This window comes from Tardiphaga sp. 709 (assembly GCF_032401055.1).
Taxonomy (GTDB): Bacteria; Pseudomonadota; Alphaproteobacteria; order Rhizobiales; family Xanthobacteraceae; genus Tardiphaga.
Window position 1 is genome coordinate 1,550,339 of record NZ_CP135529.1, and the last position, 14,935, is coordinate 1,565,273.

15 protein-coding genes are annotated in these 14,935 nt (G+C 62.5%); 7 read left to right on the forward strand and 8 right to left on the reverse strand.

Annotated elements, in window-relative coordinates; all coding sequences use genetic code 11:
- Positions 1 to 155: 155 nt before the first annotated feature.
- The 3 genes from RSO67_RS07960 to RSO67_RS07970 all read left to right on the forward strand — a co-directional run bounded on the left by RSO67_RS07960 (position 156) and on the right by RSO67_RS07970 (position 1,754).
- The gene (locus RSO67_RS07960) at positions 156 to 479 is read left to right on the forward strand and encodes a hypothetical protein (protein WP_315843048.1); all 324 of its coding nucleotides are present in this window, start codon (positions 156 to 158) and stop codon (positions 477 to 479) included.
- Positions 480 to 554: 75 nt separating this feature from the next.
- Positions 555 to 1,130 carry a hypothetical protein gene (locus RSO67_RS07965; protein ID WP_315843049.1) on the forward strand — a complete coding sequence of 192 codons (576 nt, stop codon included), beginning with the start codon at positions 555 to 557 and terminating at the stop codon, positions 1,128 to 1,130.
- A 51-nt stretch (positions 1,131 to 1,181) separates the two neighbouring features.
- On the forward strand, positions 1,182 to 1,754 hold the full coding sequence (locus RSO67_RS07970; RefSeq protein WP_315843050.1) for an inner membrane-spanning protein YciB: 573 nt from the start codon (positions 1,182 to 1,184) through the stop codon (positions 1,752 to 1,754).
- Here the strand turns inward: RSO67_RS07970 and RSO67_RS07975 are convergent.
- A complete protein-coding gene (locus RSO67_RS07975) occupies positions 1,751 to 2,452 on the reverse strand; it encodes an Ig-like domain-containing protein (protein ID WP_315843051.1) in 702 nt (233 codons plus the stop codon). The genes RSO67_RS07970 and RSO67_RS07975 overlap by 4 nt on opposite strands.
- A gap of 398 nt (positions 2,453 to 2,850) precedes the next feature.
- Between RSO67_RS07975 and RSO67_RS07980 the strand changes: the two genes are divergently transcribed.
- Positions 2,851 to 3,825, forward strand: coding sequence for an SH3 domain-containing protein (locus RSO67_RS07980; protein WP_315843052.1), 975 nt, complete (start codon positions 2,851 to 2,853; stop codon positions 3,823 to 3,825).
- Between the two features lies 1 nt (position 3,826).
- On the opposite strand, the gene RSO67_RS07985 is transcribed toward RSO67_RS07980, so the two are convergent.
- Entirely contained in the window at positions 3,827 to 4,501 is a 675-nt protein-coding gene (locus tag RSO67_RS07985) for a DUF429 domain-containing protein (protein ID WP_315843053.1), read from the reverse strand.
- Positions 4,502 to 4,516: 15 nt separating this feature from the next.
- A complete protein-coding gene (locus RSO67_RS07990) occupies positions 4,517 to 6,169 on the reverse strand; it encodes a fumarate hydratase (protein ID WP_315843054.1) in 1,653 nt (550 codons plus the stop codon).
- Positions 6,170 to 6,370: 201 nt separating this feature from the next.
- On the opposite strand from RSO67_RS07990, the gene RSO67_RS07995 reads away from it, so the two are divergent.
- The 3 genes from RSO67_RS07995 to RSO67_RS08005 all read left to right on the forward strand — a co-directional run bounded on the left by RSO67_RS07995 (position 6,371) and on the right by RSO67_RS08005 (position 7,950).
- The gene (locus RSO67_RS07995; protein ID WP_315843055.1) at positions 6,371 to 6,844 is read left to right on the forward strand and encodes a hypothetical protein; all 474 of its coding nucleotides are present in this window, start codon (positions 6,371 to 6,373) and stop codon (positions 6,842 to 6,844) included.
- 156 nt (positions 6,845 to 7,000) lie between these two features.
- A complete protein-coding gene (locus RSO67_RS08000; RefSeq protein ID WP_170849544.1) occupies positions 7,001 to 7,171 on the forward strand; it encodes a hypothetical protein in 171 nt (56 codons plus the stop codon).
- Between the two features lie 104 nt (positions 7,172 to 7,275).
- The gene (locus RSO67_RS08005; protein ID WP_315843056.1) at positions 7,276 to 7,950 is read left to right on the forward strand and encodes an isoprenylcysteine carboxylmethyltransferase family protein; all 675 of its coding nucleotides are present in this window, start codon (positions 7,276 to 7,278) and stop codon (positions 7,948 to 7,950) included.
- A 24-nt stretch (positions 7,951 to 7,974) separates the two neighbouring features.
- Here RSO67_RS08005 and RSO67_RS08010 read toward each other — a convergent pair whose 3' ends face one another.
- From RSO67_RS08010 to flhB, 5 genes are all read right to left on the reverse strand, one after another.
- Positions 7,975 to 8,682, reverse strand: coding sequence for a glutathione S-transferase (locus RSO67_RS08010; protein ID WP_315843057.1), 708 nt, complete (start codon positions 8,680 to 8,682; stop codon positions 7,975 to 7,977).
- A 182-nt stretch (positions 8,683 to 8,864) separates the two neighbouring features.
- Positions 8,865 to 9,554 carry a lectin gene (locus tag RSO67_RS08015; RefSeq protein WP_410001822.1) on the reverse strand — a complete coding sequence of 230 codons (690 nt, stop codon included), beginning with the start codon at positions 9,552 to 9,554 and terminating at the stop codon, positions 8,865 to 8,867.
- Between the two features lie 192 nt (positions 9,555 to 9,746).
- The gene (locus tag RSO67_RS08020) at positions 9,747 to 10,784 is read right to left on the reverse strand and encodes a Tim44 domain-containing protein (protein ID WP_315844201.1); all 1,038 of its coding nucleotides are present in this window, start codon (positions 10,782 to 10,784) and stop codon (positions 9,747 to 9,749) included.
- Positions 10,785 to 11,108: 324 nt separating this feature from the next.
- Entirely contained in the window at positions 11,109 to 13,682 is a 2,574-nt protein-coding gene (gene cckA / locus RSO67_RS08025; RefSeq protein ID WP_315843058.1) for a cell cycle histidine kinase CckA, read from the reverse strand.
- 173 nt (positions 13,683 to 13,855) lie between these two features.
- The gene (flhB, locus tag RSO67_RS08030) at positions 13,856 to 14,929 is read right to left on the reverse strand and encodes a flagellar biosynthesis protein FlhB (RefSeq protein WP_315843059.1); all 1,074 of its coding nucleotides are present in this window, start codon (positions 14,927 to 14,929) and stop codon (positions 13,856 to 13,858) included.
- Positions 14,930 to 14,935: the final 6 nt, after the last annotated feature.

Consider the following 14,935-nt stretch of genomic DNA (forward strand, 5'->3'; position numbering starts at 1 on the left):
CCCGCTGGCAGGACTTAAAAGAAATCTTGACATCGTAAAGATGGAACGGCGGGGAAGCAGCCTAGCATCCTTTCTCATGATCGGCGCAGCTGCCACCGCCTCCTGAAGCACAACGATAAAAGTCTCACTCGACAACAAGTGCGCGGAACCACGCCATGATCAACGTCCTCGCCAAGCTGGCCATCGGCTTCCTGTCCACCATCACCTTCTTCACGACCTTCGCGATCGCGGGAGACGTGCTGATCGCAACTGCCGTCGCCATCGCAGGCGCTGCGACACAGTTCGTTCTCGCACGAACCGCATATCGCAGGCCGGACATGATGACCCGGGCAGCAAGCTGGGGCAGCCTGGCCCTCGTGCTAGTTGTGACCGGGACCACGCTCGTCGGCATCGAACCATCCGGCGCGGCCGCCTCGGCCTCTCATGACGTTTTCATGCCGGTCGGCAATGTCTGCCCGCTCTCACAGCAAGACATATGATCGCAGGATGATGAGCAGCGACGCGACGACCTAACGAACGAAGCCCAAACGACATAAACCCGAGCTGGAAACGCCATGGCGTCCTTTCTCATCATTGCCCCGTTCGGTGCTTTCGCCATGCTGATGATGGTGACGTCGATTGCGATCAGCCTGTTCGCCGCAGCGGCACTGTCGCTCGGCATCGTCGCCTGGGACGTGATCCGCGGCGGCTCGCTGAAGATGCTGGCGGCAGGCTCGGTGCTGATCTTCAGCGCGCTGGGCTGCTACATCACACTGGTCGATGGCAACTGGAGCCCGATCGCTGTACGCCTCGCCGTCGATGGCGGCGTGCTTGCCATCGCGCTGCTGTCGCTGACGTTCCGTTTTCCCTTCACGCTGCAATATGCCCGTGAGCATGTGGATGTCGAGACCTCGAAGCTGCCGGGCTTCATGAAGGCAAATTACATCATCACCTGGGCCTGGACCGGCGCCTTCGTGCTGATGCTGATCGCGGACATGCTGATGATCTACATGCCCTCGCTGCCGCTGTGGATCGGCTTCGCGATCGCCTTTGCCGCGCGCAATTCCGCCGTTGCCTTCACCAAATGGTATCCGCAATATCGCCGCGCAAAATACGGCGCTGCGAAGCCGGCAGAGCCGCTGAAGCCCTGATCCACTTCGCCTGCAAATCTACGCCTGACCATCTCGACCGGGAGCACTGCGATGAAGGACGTATTCGCCAAACTTGGCCAGGATTTCTTCTCCACCATCGTCTTCCTGGTACTCTACCTCGTCACCGGCGACGTCCTGCTGGCAACCTGCGTGGCGATTGCCGGTGCCATCGCACAGTTCGTCTACGCCCGCGTCAAGGGTCAGAAGCTTGACATCATGACCTACGCCAGTCTCGCGCTGGTGGTCGTGCTCGGCGGCGCGACGTTGCTGACCAAGGATCCACGCTTCGTGCTGGCCAAACCCAGCATTGGACATTTCGCCATCGGCGCGATCATGCTGCGCAAGGGCTGGATGCTGCGCTACCTGCCACCCATCGTCAGCGAGACGATCCCTGAATATGTGACCGCTGCGGGTTATGCCTGGGCCGCGCTGATGTTCGCGCTTGGCGCCGGCGTCATCGCTGTGGCCATGACCGGCGATATGAAACTGTGGGCGTTCTATGTGTCGGTCGTAGCCATTGGCGCCAAGGTGCTGGCCTTCGCGATCCAGTATGTCGTGTTGCGGGTGATCGTCAGCCGCAAGCTGCGCGCAGCTGCAGCGACGGCGCCGCAGATGGGCGCCTAGTCGCCGGCTCGCAGCAGCGAACTTCGTAGATGCTGCACACCGACATCTACCGTCAGCCGCGCCGAGGCCGCGGGAGCGTGCACGGCGTCCCCTTCATACTCGGCCGTGATCCAGCGCGCGCCATCCGCCAGCGCCGAGGTGGTGAATGACGCCATGCCGGCGCGGTCGAGGCCGACATGGGCTGCGAGAATCTGCTCACCATCACGAAACGTCACGGCACCTTTCGGAACGCCGTCACGGCTGGCAATCGCGGCTGTCAACGTGACCACCGCTCCAGACGGACAAGGATTCTCGGACGACGACACCGCCACGGCCGGCGTGCCCCGTATGATCTCGACCACCACCGCCGACCGGCTCGGCTGCACTACGACAGGCAGATAATTCGACGTACCCATATAGTCCGCGCGGAAGCGATGCGGACCCGGCGGCAGTCGCTGGACCACCAGCGAGGGATGGGCCACATCGACCCAGCCAAGCACAGTGAGCGTCGTCTCATCGACAAAGCGGACAATGCCGCCGGGGACACCGCCGCCGCCTTCGCTCGTCACGGAGGCCGTGAGTGTCGTGCGGCCGGTCGCATCGATGGATGATGCCAACGTGGTGCGGGTCTGTTCGGAGTGGATGATGGATTGGGCGCGGACTGCGGTCGGACTTGCAAGCACACATGCAGTAACAACGACCAGATGAAATTTGTTCACCTGTTACGCTCCGGTTAGCCGCCCCTGGGGTGAGGCGCCTGGCCGGCGAAAAGGTTCAACACAAAAGCAGGCCGCGGAGACGCCGCATGCCGATGTGAACAATTCGTCACAGATACTGATAAAACATGATCCCGTTGACGGCACTGGCCGCGGCCAACAACGTCACCACCGTCACATTCAGCTTCAGAGCATCCAACATGGCGCGGCCTCGAATTCGTCTGCAGTCTGATCGCTATTGGAACAGCGCCGCCTGAGTCGTCACCGCTTTTCTTTTTCGTCCACATCCTTGCGAGTCCCCGGAGAATCGAGTCCCGCTCACAGACCGAAATTCAGCGTGGTTGCTGCAAGCCTGAGTCGCGTTTTGTCGAACCAAATCGCCGGTGCCGCGACACAGAACCATGACCCGAATCGCCATCCTGATCGCCGGCCTCTTCACCGCCGGCACCGCCTTTGCGCAACCCGTGACGCCGCCGCCGGAGACACCGGCATGGTTTACAAGCGCCCGTGCCTTCGTGCCGCCGGACCGCGTGGCCGGTCAGGCGTTTCATGTCGACATGTCCGATCCGCAGGCGCCGGTCGGATATATCGCGACCTATCCAGCCGGTGCCAACGATCCGAAGACGGCGGCAAGCGCATTCGATGCCGGTGAGATGCTGGTCGCAAAACTCGCGCGCAGCGACGGCAAGCTGACCACCCTGTCAGCCGAGCTGCGCCCGCGTGACGTCACACTGAACAGCAACATCCCGCGTGTACTGAGCGCCGCGCATGACGATGCGGAATATCGCGAACTCCACGTTGAATTGCTGAAGGCGCGCGGCACGCTGCCGGATGGCGCAATTCCCTGCGATATCCGTGGCTGGTCGAAAGACCGGGATCCGAACGGATTGAACGTACGCGCCGGGCCATCGGCGAAGGCCAGGGTGCTTGGCACGCTGCCGCCGCCCTACAAATTCAAGAGCAAAGGCGAGAACGTGCCTGACGGAGGCTGGCTGACGGAATTTTCCATCATCGGCTTCAAGGATGGCTGGTTCCTGATCGAAGGCGCAAAGCCGCCCGGCAAGGAATACGAAGACGAGAGCAGCTATCCGCACAATCATCCAAAGCCCTATGGCGGCCGCGGCTGGGTCGCGGCCAGCAAGGTCGGCGCGCAATATGCCAATGGCGACACACGGATGGGCGGGCTGTTTCAGGCGCCGTATGTGGACGCGCAATGGACACCGGCCAAAGGCGAAGGTGGCAGCGAGATCAGCGCCGACGGCGGCCCTAAGCGCGTTCTCGCCTGCAGCGGCTTCTGGGCACTGGTGGAGAGCCACGACGGCGTGCGCGGCTGGTGGCGACGGCTGTGTTCAAGCCAGGTTACGAATTGCAGTTGAGTTAGAACCAGATTTGCTGTGGCACGCCCAGCGCATCGCGCGGTGCATTACCTTCCGGCAGACAGCCCGCGCAATCGCGTGCGGCCAGCGCCACCGCGCAGGCATCGAGCACATCATCCCGCTTTGCGCCGGTGCGCGCTCGCCTGACGGTCAACCAGTCGTCGAGATCGCTGAAACCATTCGCCATCAGCAGATGACGACGCAGCACGAGCCCCTCCTCAGTGTGTTTGGACGGCAGCGGTTGATTGTCGTTCAGGCGGAGAAAGACGAGTTCGGGATGCGCTTCGCGAATGTCGCGGTCACGGTGCTCCCGCACGAAGCCATCGACCTCCATGATCTTCGACCCGAGATGCCAAAGCTGGCGCGAGACCTTCTTCTGCCCACGTTTGTCGGCTTCAGCATTGGCAAGATCGGGATCGCTGAAGTCCTGCCACAGCCAGCGCCGCCCACCGGAAAAGACACGTGAGCCATGCGGGCTGAGTTTCTTGCGGGCGAGCTGATCGCAGGCACGCACGCCATCGTCGCCGAGACCGATGGGAATATCGATCGCAGCGCGGGTAAAGTGCTGCGTCGTGAGCCAGGAAATGTCGCTGATAAAATCGATGGAGCGGTGGTCGCCGTCGAGTGTGACGGCTACCCAGCCTTTGCTGAAGCCATCGAGCCCGATAGCGATCATCGGGCGCGCTCAGTCTTAGCCGAGGTTCAATTCCTTGAAGAAGTCGTTGCCCTTGTCATCGATAATGATGAAGGCCGGGAAATCCACGACGTCGATGCGCCAGATCGCTTCCATGCCGAGTTCGGGATATTCGACCACCTCGACTTTCTTGATGCAGTGTTCGGCGAGGTTCGCTGCCGAGCCGCCGATCGAGCCGAGATAGAAGCCGCCATGCTTCTTGCATGCTTCGCGCACGGCGACCGCACGGTTGCCCTTGGCAACCATCACCATGGAGCCACCGGCGGCCTGGAACTGATCGACGAAGGAATCCATCCGGCCGGCCGTGGTCGGGCCGAACGCGCCGGAGGCATAGCCTTCCGGGGTCTTGGCGGGGCCCGCGTAATAGACCGGGTGGTTCTTGAAGTAATCCGGCAGCGGCTCGCCCTTCTCGAGGCGATCGCGCAGCTTGGCATGCGCCGAGTCGCGCGCGACGATCATGGTGCCGGTCAGCGACAGGCGCGTCTTGGTTGGGTAGTTCGACAGCGTCGCCAGAATGTCTTTCATCGGCTGATTCAGGTCGATCTTCACGACCTCGCCGCCGAGCGCCTGCTCCACCTGCGGCAGATACTGCGCCGGGTTATGCTCGAGCTCTTCGAGATAGACGCCGTCCCTGGTGATCTTGCCGAGCACCTGACGATCCGCCGAACACGACACGCCGAGGCCGATCGGCAGCGACGCGCCGTGGCGCGGCAGGCGGATGACGCGAACATCGTGGCAGAAATACTTGCCGCCGAACTGCGCGCCGACGCCGGACGACTGCGTCATCTTGAGGATTTCCTGCTCCATCTCGAGATCGCGGAAGGCGTTGCCGTCCGGCGAGCCTTGCGTGGGGAGCGCGTCGAGATAACGCGCGGAAGCGAGCTTCACCGTCTTCATGCACAGCTCGGCCGAGGTACCGCCGATGACAATGGCGAGGTGATACGGAGGACACGCGGCGGTGCCCAACGTCATGATCTTTTCCTTCAGGAACGCCAGCAGACGGTCCTTGGTCAGAACGGACGGCGTGGCCTGGAACAGGAAGCTCTTGTTGGCGGAGCCACCGCCCTTGGCCATGAACATGAACTTGTAGGCGTCATCGCCCTCGGCATAGATCTCGCACTGCGCCGGCATGTTGTTGGCCGTGTTCTTCTCTTCATACATGGTCAGCGGCGCGACCTGCGAATAGCGCAGGTTGCGGCGCAGATAGGCATCGCGGGCGCCTTCGCTCAAAGCAGCCTCATCGTCGCCATCGGTGATGACGTTGCAGCCCTTCTTGCCCATGATGATCGCCGTACCGGTGTCCTGGCACATCGGCAGCACGCCGCCGGCAGCGATATTGGCGTTCTTCAGGAAGTCGAAGGCCACGAACTTGTCATTCGGGCTGGCTTCGCTGTCGTCCAGGATATTGCGCAGCTGCTGCAGATGGCCGGGGCGCAGATAGTGGTTGATGTCGCCGAACGCCGCCTCCGAGAGCGCCTTCAGCGCATCCCGCGACACCACCAGCATGTCCCTGCCCAGCACCTTCTCGACCCGCACACCCTCGGTGGTGACCTTCTTGTAGGGCGTGGTGTCCGCGCCCAGCGGAAACAGCGGGGTGTGCTTGTAGCGCGGGACGGGCTTCGGATCAGGGAAAGCGGTGGGAGCGTTCATGGGTGGGGCCTCAAAAAGGGGGGAATTTGAGGCCCTTGTAGGCGGTTTCCAGACAGTTTTGAAGGGTTCAAAACAGGGGGGCAGGCCCGCAATCGCGGGGATAATCCCCTTGATCCAACAGTAACCGGCTGCGCCCGCCGCGCCTTGCATAAAGTGGCGTCCCGCGTTTCAGTGCGGCCGGGGATTGAGGAGAATTCTGGAATGTCCATCGACCGCCTGCGCGGCATTTTTTCGGCTGTGGCACTGCTCGCCACCGTGACCCTTGTCGCCTCACCTGCCCGCGCCGACCGCTGCGACGATCTCGCGCGTCAGCTCAAAAGCCAGATCGACGGGCTCAGCGTCGGACGCACCGCTGCCAATGTGATCTACCTGTCGCATCCGGCGGCGAAGCAATTGCGGCTTGGCTGCGCCAGCCGCAATTTCAGCAACGAGCTCTATGCGGCGTCCGCGGCCCGCAAACCGGCGCCGGCCTTCACCGATCTCGTCGCGAGTGCAGCCGCCGTCATCTTCACGATCCCCAAGCCGGATACGGTGAAGGGCACCACGCGATGTCTCGGCCGCATGGGGATTTTCCGCGGCGATGACGTGAAGCTCCGCTATCGTCGGCTCGATCTGCGCTGCACCCGCAGCAAGACCTCCGCGAATATCACGATCTCGCGCGGCAAGGACGAGTGAGGATTTCGCTTCAATTGTTGTGAAATCCTAGAGCGGCCGTTTACCACCGTTTCCGATCCACACCGATTGCCGCAAATTGCAGCGCCTGATTTACCAACTCCTTGTTGGCGCACACCCCATTGTCCGACTGCAAGAGTTGGAAACAGGGAATTTGTAATGAGCGTTTCAAGCGTCAGCAGCGCACCACCGGTCGCTGAGGTGAAGCCGATCGAGGCAAAACCGCCGGAGCCGAAGAAGAACGACGACAACGACAGCCGCACCGCGCCGCCCCCACCGCGCGCAGCGCTGCCGCCCGGCCAGGGCACCCGGATCGATCAGCTCGCATAACGCGGCACCGTCGGACAGAGACCAGCCGCCGGTCGCGTTGACGCGAGGCCTGCCCCATCACTGCCGCGAATCTGGTATCGGATGCGGGCCGAAGGAGGCCCGAGATGATCGTTCGCCTCGTGATACGTACGCTGGTCTGGTTCGGCGTGATTGGCGCCGTGTTGTTCACCGCCGCCGGGACCTGGCAATGGCCGGCGGCGTGGTCATTTCTGCTCTTCATGATCCTGCTTGGCCTTGGCGGCGGCCTGTGGCTGATCCAGATCGATCCCGCACTATTTGAAGAACGCATGCGCCCCATCGTACAGCAGGGGCAGCCCACTGCGGACCGCGTCTTCATGGTGGCGTTCTTTACCGTGGCACTGGTCTGGCTGATCGTTGCAGGACTGGATCAACGCTTCAGCCTATCGCAAATGACCGTTGGCGTCCAGGTCGCGGGCACGGCACTCGCGCTCACGGGAATGGCAATCTCATTCTGGGTACTGCGCGAAAACAGTTTCGCCGCACCGGTCATCAAGCTTCAACGCGACCGCGGCCAGCGCGTCGTCGATACCGGCCCCTATCATCTCGTGCGTCACCCCATGTATAGCGGCGCCATCCTGTTTTTTCTCGGCACATCCCTCTGGCTTGGCTCGTGGTGGAGTGCCGCGCTGACGCTGATCCTGGCCGTGCTGCTCGCATGGCGTACGGCGGCCGAAGAGCGTACCTTGCGGGACGGTCTCCCCGGCTACACCAACTATACGACGCGCGTCCGCTATCGTCTGTGTCCGGGGCTTTGGTAACCCCGCCACACGAGCTGCGCAGCGCTACTTGTCCAGCGCCTTGTAGTGCCGGAAGATGCCGTCCTTGTTGAAGGCAATGCGGCGGTCGCTGTCGAGATAGGCCTTGATGTTCGGGCGAGCCGCCACGCGGTCATGCAAATCGATCAGGCGTGGAATCTCCCGCTCGAATTTTGTCATGCGTTTCGGAAATGCGTAGCGCAGTCCTTCAACGATCTGGAACAGGGACAGATCGACATAGGTCGCCTTGCGGCCGGTGACATAGGCGCCGTCGCTGGCCTTCAATATCCGCTCGAAATAGCCGAGATATTTCGGCACACGCTCTTTCAGGAATTCAGCACTGCGCTTTTTGGCCGGGCCTTTCTGATCCTCGTAATAGAGCGACACGCCGATCGGGTGATGGGTATCGTGCACCTCGGCCACGAAATCGGTGATCGTGAGCTGCAGCTCGTGCAGTTGCAGGCGCGCCGCTTCCGACTTCGGCGCCAGACCGTGACGTGGGCCGAGATAGAACAGGATGTTTGCTGTCTGGCCGATCACCATAGTGCCCGCCTTGAGGAATGGCGGTGCAAATGGCGGAATGCCCTTCTTACTGTCGAGCATCCTGGTCATTGCGGCCATGCCGCCCTTGCCGCGCGCCATGTCACGGTAATCCGCGCCGGCATCTTCGAGCGCCAGGCGCACGAATTCGCCGCGGCCCTGAATCGTCGGCCAGTAGTACAGCTCATATCGCATGCAGAACCTCGCCAAATGTCGCGTCAGGAGTGCCAGGGTAACTGCTCACCGCGGAATTCGTTCGCCGCGCTGGTCCGGCGAGAACTCCGCACCGTCGTCCAACTATCGCCACAAAACGCGCCATGGCCGGGACAGGCCCGGCCATGGCGGAGTGTATTGCTGCTCGTCTACCGCAACAGAACTCAATTCGACGCGAAGCAGTACAGCAGCCCGTCGCCGCCGGTGCTCTTCAGGTCGTTCTGCGAGCAACCGCCGTCGGGGCCGCGCGACGGATGCGAGGTGTTCCATGACTTGGACGGCGGCTCTTCGTTCAACCCCGTACGATCGATATGGCCGACCATGGCGGCCCCCTGGGTGCTGCTCGTCCAGTTCTTGCAGGTGCGATCCTCACCAGCGGCAAAGGCTGTGCCGTCGGCCTGCGAGCCGGTCAGCACGTCATGGCGATTCGGCGTATCGCCGCGGCCGTTGATGACCTCGCCCTTCTCGCTGAGCGAGGTCTGCTTGGAGAGGTTGTTGCTGGCGCCATGCAAGTCGGCAACATCCTTGGCAACGACGACGCCCTTGGCATTCTTCCATGGGCCGTTGCCGATCCGGTCCTTGGCATTGATCGCGGGCTTGCCGTCGGCCGCCTGCGTCGAGAGATAAGCGCGCCAGGTCTTGGCGCCCGCGCCTGCAGCCTGCGCCAGCGTCTGGCAATGATTGTCGGCGCCGGCGAGGCCACCGAGATTGCCGCCATTGCCGATGCCATTGCTGGTGACGAAGAAGCTGGTATCCGCGCCCTGCGCGAACGATGGCGACGCTGCTGCGAGCCAGACGGCAGCAGCACCGGCGCATAGGCCGAGACGGGTCATGGTCGAGAGAATAGTGGGCATCGATTCCTCCAATTTGTTTTTGTAACCACGCAACGCCAGTCGCGATGGGACGCAACTGACCAACACGTCATCCGGCGGATTATTCCCGCTCTCATATTGAGATCATCACCTGGCAATGCACATGCATAGGGCCAACAAAAAAGCGCCGCGGAATGATCCGCGGCGCTCGGTAGATTTCGATGACGCCAAGGCTTACGCCTGCTGGATCGCCGACAGTTCCCAATCGGCGCCGCGCGGACGCACGAATGTCCAGATCTCGGTCGCTTCGATCGGCGTTTCGCTGCCAGCTACCAGACGGTTGGTGCCACGCTCCAGCGTCTTGTCGACCAGCGAGAAGCGCATCGCGACGCTCGCATAGTCGGTGTCACCTTCGCGCCAAGCTTCCGCGAGGTCACCCTGCAGCAGCTTCACATCCGACACCTTGTTGATGTCGTTGCGGGCCTTGTTCTCGGCGAGGTCCTTGGCGAAGTACGACACCATCTCAGGCGTCGACAGTTTGCCGAGCTTCTCGACATCCTCGTTCGACCAGGCGGCCTGCACGTCGCTGAGCAGCTTCTCGAAAGCTTCATAATCCTGCGGCGCGATCTCGATCGGCTTGTCATTGGAGCCGCCGCCGAAACCAAAGCCACCGAGACCACTGCGCTGGGTCGGCTGTGCGCCATAACCCTGCTGCGCCTGGTTCATGTGCGCCTGGTTCTGGTCGGGACCATTGCCCGGACCCGTATAGGTCGAGCTGGCCGGACCGGCATAGGCGGACGCCGTCTGGTTACGACGCTGCCACCAGGACATCGCGAGGCGGACAACGATGATGATCAGGCCGACCTGCAGCAGCAGGCCGATGATCGACGAGATACCGCCGAGGCCGCTGAACAGACCACCGCCGAACAGCATGCCGAGCAGGCCTGCGCCGAGGAAGCCGGCAGCAAGGCCGCCGAGCATGCCCATGCCCGGACGGTTGAAGAAACCGCCCTTGCTGGCTGCGCCCGTGGTCGCGCTGTTCATGCCCGGCGAACCTGGCTGTTGCATGGTGCGGTTGAACGGCTGAGCCGCGTTAGGCGCCGTCGATGTGCTCGGCGGGGCCGAGAACGTGCGGTTGCCGCGCGAGCCCGAGCTGCTGCCACCGCCAACGCGGGCGTCGGCAGAGGAGATTGCAATGGTGAGCGGCATCGCCAGCGAAAGGACGACGGCCATCGTCTTGACGACGCCGCGCATGCTGAACGTGAAAGTCATGGTCATTCCCTCAATCCCCGGCAGGGGGAAAACACCCCTAACATGGCTACCCCAGCCTAAAAGGGAAGCACCGTTCGAGGGTAAACGCTGCGGCCCTCGGTCGCGGCTCGCCATTGAACCTTTGGCGTAGAAGTCACCTTGCATTCAAATACTTATGCTGCATTGCGAAGTTTGGTGCATGGTCGAACCAAGGCGTTTTGGCGACTGGCCGTAGGATGGGTAGAGCGGAGCGAAACCCATCATTTTAACCGCCAGATCGATGGGTTTCGCTTCGGCGCTTGCGCGCCTTCGCTCTACCCATCCTACACTTTCACCCAATGCGGTTCACGACGGTGCCATGGTTTCCTTGACCTTGGCGATCAGCGCGCTCAGGGCGAACGGCTTGGCCAGGAAGGCGAATTGCTGGTTTTCAGGCAGGCTCTTTTCGAAGGCTTCTTCGGCGTAACCTGACACGAAGATAATGCGAATATCCGCATTGCGGGCGCGCATCTCCTTCAGCAGCGTCGGTCCATCCATCTCCGGCATCACCACGTCGGAGACCACGAGATCGATGGCGCCGTTCTGCTCGTCGAACAGCTCCATCGCTTCGACACCGTTGCCGGCTTCGACCACCGTATAACCGCGCGAGCGCAGACCGCGGGCGTTCAGCGCACGCAGGCCTTCTTCATCTTCGACCAGCAGGATGGTGCCCTGGCCGGTCAGGTCCGCGCGCGGCTTGGCGTCGGCAGCGGCTTCCTTGGCGGCGACGGCGGCCGCGATCGCCGGGTCGGGAGCAACTTCTTTTTCCTGATGATGGCGCGGCAGGAAGATGCGGAACGTGGTGCCTTTGCCCGGCTCGGAGTCGACATAAACGAAACCGCCGGTCTGCTTGACGATGCCGTAGACCGTGGAGAGGCCGAGGCCGGTGCCCTTGCCGACATCCTTGGTGGAGAAGAACGGCTCGAAGATCTTCTCGACGATATCGGCGGGAATGCCAGTGCCGGTATCGCTGACATCGATACGCACATAGTCCGATGGCGGCATGCCCTTATAGGACAGTCGCCCGGCTTCCTCGGCCGAGACGTTGACGGTGCGCACAGTCAACGCGCCGCCGTCCGGCATCGCGTCGCGCGCATTGACCGCGAGATTCACGATCACCTGCTCGAATTGCGAGATGTCGACCTTCACCGGCCACAGATCGCGGCCGTGCACGACTTCGAGTTTGACCTTCTCGCCGATCAGGCGCTTCAGCAGCAGATCGATATCGGACAGCGCATCGCCAAGATTGAGCACCGTCGGGCGCAGCGTCTGGCGGCGCGAGAATGCGAGCAACTGGCGCACCAGTGTCGCCGCGCGCGTCGCGTTCTGCTTGATCTGCATGATGTCCTGGAACGACGGATCGGTCGGCTTGTGCGCGTTCAGCAGGAAGTCGTTGGCCATCATGATGGCGGAGAGCACGTTGTTGAAGTCATGCGCGATGCCGCCGGCCAACTGGCCGATGGTGTCCATCTTCTGGGCCTGGTTGACCTGGTTCTCGAGCGTGCGGCGCTCGGTGGTCTCCAGCATGTAGACGATGGCCGCTTCGGTCTCGCGCTCGTTCTCCTCCACAGCGGTGACAAAGAACTGTCCCCAGCGCTCCTTGGCACCTTCCAGCAGCGCTTCCACCGGCGGGATATCGCCCTGCCCCTGGGCGGCGTGGCCGATGGCCGCGACGAGCTGGTTGCGGTCGCGGTCGCTGACGGCGGCGAGGATCGACTTGTTGACCGCGCCGGATGTGTTGAGGCTCTGCGCCAGCTTGGCGAAACGGGCATTGCCGCGCACCACGGTGCCGTCGCGATCCACCGTCGCAATGGCCATCGGCGTATGGTCGAAGAAGCGCATGAAGCGCACTTCGGCGGCGCGTTGCGGATCCGAGCGCTCGTCGCGGGCGCGGCTGATGACAAGGGTGCGCGACGCACCCGGCACGCCGTCGGCGCCGAAAGCGAGCTTGTGATAGAGCCGCACCGGCATGGTCTTGCCGTTACGCATGCGCAGGTCAATGTCGAAGACTTCGGTTTTGACCTCGCCGGGCATCGGCACAATGGATGTCAGCAACGAGGCGCCGTCACCAGAGACGATGTCGGTCAACTTCAGACCGCCGGAGCCGATCTCGGCAAGATCGTGATCGAGCCAGTTCGCCAACGTGGCGTTGACGTAAACCAGCTCGCCCTTTGGATTGACCGAGAAGAAGCCGCAAGGCGCGTGATCGAGATATTCGATGGCGTGCTGCAATTCCTGGAATACGTCTTCCTGGCGTTGCCGATCGCGGGAAATATCGGCCACCGACCACACCGTGGATTTGGCCTCGCGCTTGCCCTCACCCAGTGGACGCACGCGCATGCGCAGCCAGCGGCCGTGGCTGCCGTCGGGCGCTGCGACACGGACTTCCTCCTGCTGGCGCTTGCCCTCACGGGCAGCCTTGAGCAGGCGGAAGACGGCTTCGGAGACATCCGGATTACCGATGAAGACGCGCTCGACCGGTCGCGCATCCTGTGCGGAGGCCGCGCCGGTCAATGTGAGATAGGCAGCATTGGCATAGACCACATGGCCCCGCGCATCGGTGACCGCGATACCGTCAAAGGCGTGATCGGCCACGGTGCGCATGATCGGATCGTCGGAGGTGCGATCGGCAAAGCGGACAATACCGGCGGCAAAGGCGAACAACACGAACAGGCCGACCATCGCCAGCAGCGCCAGCAGGCCCAGAATATAAGGCTGCGCCTGAGCCCGGCCGAGAGTCATGAATGCCACCGCGCAGGCGATGATCGCGGCGGCAATCAGCAGCACCAGCACGATGCTGCCGCTGCGCCGGGCCGGCTCGTGCAGAACCGGATTCTGCGCCGTCATCGATTGGCGATCGTGGTCGGTCTCGGCGGTCATCGGACGGTTCGTCGCCTGTTGGCAGTTGCGGCAGCGCGGGTTTGCGCGCCTCCTGAGTGCATCAATCGGCTGGCCTTACGCAAGCGCCGCGTCGGCCTATTCGCTTCCAATCCGCCGATTCTGCAACACGTTCCCGGCCCCTCGCCCGGCCCTTTGCCAGGCGCTTTCCCGAATCATGGCGTGCGCCCGGACAGGCCGCGCTTCAGGCCCATGACGTAGCCAATGACTTCGGCCACCGCATGGTAGTGTTCGCCCGGAATTTCCTCGTCGATCTCGACGGTGGCGTAAAGCGCGCGCGCCAGCGGCACGTTCTCGACGATCGGAATGTCGTGCTTGCCGGCAACTTCCCTGATCTTCAGCGCGATGTTGTCGACGCCTTTGGCCACGCAGATCGGCGCGGTCATGCCGCGCTCATAGGACAGCGCCACGGCGTAGTGCGTCGGGTTGGTGATGATCACCGACGCCTTCGGCACCGCTGCCATCATGCGCTTCTTCATGTTTTGCTGACGCAGCTGCTTGATCTTGCCCTTGATGTGGGGGTCACCCTCGGACTGCTTGTATTCTTCCTTCACTTCCTGCAGCGACATCTTCAGCTTCTCGTACCAGGTGCGGTACTGGAAGAAGAAGTCGGCAATGGCGACGAAGGCGAGCATCGCCACCACCGAACCCATGAGCTGCAGTGTCAGCGATGTGGTGATGCCGAGGATCGCCGACGGATCGATATGGATCAGCGCATCCAGACGAAAACGCTCGGGCCACAGCACCGCGCACATCACGGCGCCGAGCAGCACAAGCTTGAACAGCCCCTTAAGGAAATTAGCCAGCGCCTGCTTGCCGAAGACACGCTTGGCGCCTTCCATCGGCGACAGCTTGCTGAACTTGGGCACCAGACCTTCGGTGGAGAACACCAGCCGGTGCTGGATCAGATTGCCGGCAAGCGCGGCGATCACGAGAAACAGGATCGGCATGCCCATGGTGGACAAGATGGACATGCAGAGACTCTTGGCCAGCAGCAATAGTCCGGGCCCGTCGGTCCGTATCATCCAGGAATTTTGCAGAAGGTTTTTAAGCGGCGTTTGCAGCCCGCCGCCGACCGAGCCGTTGAAGGTCGACAAGACCAGCGTCGCGCCCGCCAGCAGGAACCAGGTATTGACCTCCTGGCTTTTGGCTACGTCACCGCGTTCGTGAGCATCGTCGAGCTTTTTTTGCGTGGGGTCATGTGTCTTCTCGGAATCGTCGTCGGCCATCCGCGC